The sequence below is a fragment of the Rahnella perminowiae genome, assembly GCF_019049755.1.
GTDB lineage: Bacteria > Pseudomonadota > Gammaproteobacteria > Enterobacterales > Enterobacteriaceae > Rahnella > Rahnella perminowiae.
This window is the reverse complement of record NZ_JAFMOS010000257.1, coordinates 1-3,001: the sequence shown is the minus strand read 5'-3', so window position 1 is coordinate 3,001 and position 3,001 is coordinate 1. Positions and strand designations below refer to the sequence as shown.

The following is a 3,001-nucleotide window of genomic DNA, read 5'->3' as shown; positions in this document are numbered from 1 at the left end:
TTTTAACAGTATGTAAAACATGAACATTCTGTGCCTTTTTATTAAAGCCTTAATCTGTGCTGCCGATAACTTCCCTGTTATTTAAAACTCCAATAACACATTTCACTTAAGACCGTTATTTTTGCTAAATATTCTTAAATTTAAGTAGGTTAGAAGCAAAATTTGGCGAAGTGAGAATTTTCTTATGCTAACGTTTCACAAGCACACCACAGCAAAAATGCGTCGGGAACAGGCGCACTATTTAGCCGGACTCTGATTTGGACGGACCCCGTGCAGAGACGGCCAGCTATCAGGCAAATAATATGAGTGAAGATTCTGATGTACTTTATCGATTGCTGGTTCAGCGCGTAGAAGACTACGCCATTTACATGCTGACGCCCGATGGCCATATTGCGAACTGGAATGCCGGTGCGCAGCGGGCAAAAGGTTATACGCCAGAAGAAGTTGTCGGTAAGCATTTTTCCTGTTTTTACACCGAAGAAGACCGACAAAACGGATGGCCACAACGCGGGCTGGAAACAGCACGTTCCACCGGCCGTTACGAATCCGAAGGCTGGCGACAGCGCAAAGACGGCACGCGCTTCTGGGCGCACATCATTATTGAAGCCTTGCGCGAAGCCGGGGAGATCATCGGATTTGCCAAAATCACCCGTGATATCACGGAGCGTCGCGAAACGGAACAGGCACTGTTACAGGCCAAAGAACTGGCCGAATCCAACAGCGAACAACTGTCGTCTTTATCACAGTTCCTTAATACCGTGATCGCGAATATCCCCTCCTCGGTGATTGTCGAGAATGCTGTCTCACGTGAAATTCTGCTGGTCAACCGCCAGGCAGAGCGTCTGCTGGGGATCCCCCGCGATAAAATGCTCGGCAAGCGCCCGCAGGATTGTATGGGTGTCGGGCTGAGCACTTTTATTAATAAACAGTCGGATGAATGTCTGCGTGCAGAAGGCGTACACCGCAGCGAGCAGCAATTGCTGACCGCCATTGGCGACCGGACATTGCAGACCACCAGTTCAGTGATCCGCGGGCACGATCCGCAGACCAGTTACGTTATGATGATTGCCGATGACGTGACAGATCAACAGGCCGCGCATGCCCGTATTCATCACATGGCGCATCATGATAATCTGACCAGCCTGCCGAACCGTATCCTGTTCAGCCAGCGCCTCAACGAGGCGTTGCAGCGCGACAGCTATACGCAAAGCCATACTGCCACACTGTGCCTGGATCTCGATAATTTCAAGAATGTGAATGACGCGCTTGGCCATCAGATTGGTGATGAGCTGCTGCGTGCAATTGCCAAACGTCTGCGCATGACGCTGCGCGATGACGACACACTGGCGCGCATCGGCGGTGATGAATTTGCCGTGGTGCTGCCGGGGCTGAAAGACATTTCCGCCGCACATCAGATTTCCAAACGTCTGATTGAATCGGTACGTCCTCCGGTGATCATCGACGGCCATTCACTGACCGTCGGCCTGAGCATCGGTATTGCGCTCGCCGGTTCGGCGCAAAGCACCCCGGATCAACTGCTGCGTCGTGCGGATATGGCATTATATGAAGCCAAACGTAACGGCCGTAACCGTTACGAAGATTTCCGCCTTGAGATGGATGCCGCCGCGCGCAAACGCCGTGTGGTGGAAATGGATTTACGCGACGCCATTACCTGTAATCAGTTACGTCTTTACTACCAGCCGATTACTGATGCCCGTCACGATGCGGTGATAGGTTACGAGGCGCTGATGCGCTGGCATCACCCGGAAAACGGGCTGATCATGCCGGTCGATTTCATTCCGATTGCCGAAGAAACAGGGCTGATCCACAGTCTGGGTTCCTTTGCCTTGCACGAAGCCTGCCGCGAAGCCGCCACCTGGAAAGACAATCAGACGATTGCCGTTAACCTTTCGCCAGTACAGTTCAAAAACAGCGGCCTGGTGTCGGTGGTGGAATCAGCACTGGAAGCCTCGGGTCTGGATCCGTCACGTCTGGAAGTAGAAATCACGGAATCGGTACTGCTCGACAATACGCTCGGTAATATCAGCACATTGAGAAAACTCAAATCGCTGGGTGTACGGATTGCGCTGGACGATTTCGGCACCGGTTATTCATCGCTGAGTTATCTGCGGTCATTCCCGTTCGACAAAATCAAAATTGACCGGTCATTCATTAACGACATGCATGACAGCCGCGAAGCCCTGGCGATCATCCGTGCCATCACCGGCATGAGCCGCAGCCTTGATATTCAGACCACGGCAGAAGGTGTGGAAACTGATGAGCAGTTCCGGCGTCTGAAAGAAGAAGGTTGTACGTTGTTCCAGGGATACTTCTTCGGACGACCTCAACCCTCAGAGTTACGACTAACCGGGTTTGCACCCCTCTGATGATAGTTATTAGACACGGGTTTTGTCGGGAGTGATCGGGGGAACAGCGGTATATAAACCTGTTATTTCTGACGATAACCCCAAACAAAGACCGCGGGTTGCCACCCACACTGGCCCTAAGAGGCGCCTGTCGCCGCGCCTCTTAGGAATCTCCGGCTCTTTCACAGCGCGCTCCGCTCGCTGGCTATGTTTCAGGTATCTCAGCGACAGGCTGGAAATCTTGCCGCTGCGCGGTGCCTTCACCCGGTCCTGGAGCCTCTGGTCTCCAGGCCGCTCCATTCAGCAAGATTTCTGAATCGCCCGCACGATCTTAAATTCAAAGGCGGATTATTTTGGGTTTTGCCCTGCACGCTCCCTGCGAAAACCTGACCAGTAGTCACAAACTGGCAGACGAAACCACTGCCCGCATCCTCTCCGGCCTGCGAATTATTCCTTAATACCCCGCCCGGGCCTTTCCTTCTTTGGTGAAGCAACGATATAGCGAACCATTAGCTAAGTTATTCCGCTTATTTGATCGACTTCTCATACCGATAAATCACGCACCATTACGATCCGTTAACATTATTTTAACGCACTACGCTTGTGCATATCAGCTAAATATCAATGTCTTATAA

The 3,001-nt window shown here is 51.8% G+C and carries 1 protein-coding gene; it reads left to right on the top strand.

Features of this window, described 5'->3' with window-relative positions:
• The first annotated feature begins 302 nt into the window (after positions 1-302).
• On the top strand, positions 303-2,387 hold the full coding sequence (locus tag J1785_RS01960) for a putative bifunctional diguanylate cyclase/phosphodiesterase (protein ID WP_129951422.1): 2,085 nt from the start codon (positions 303-305) through the stop codon (positions 2,385-2,387).
• Positions 2,388-3,001 lie beyond the last annotated feature (614 nt).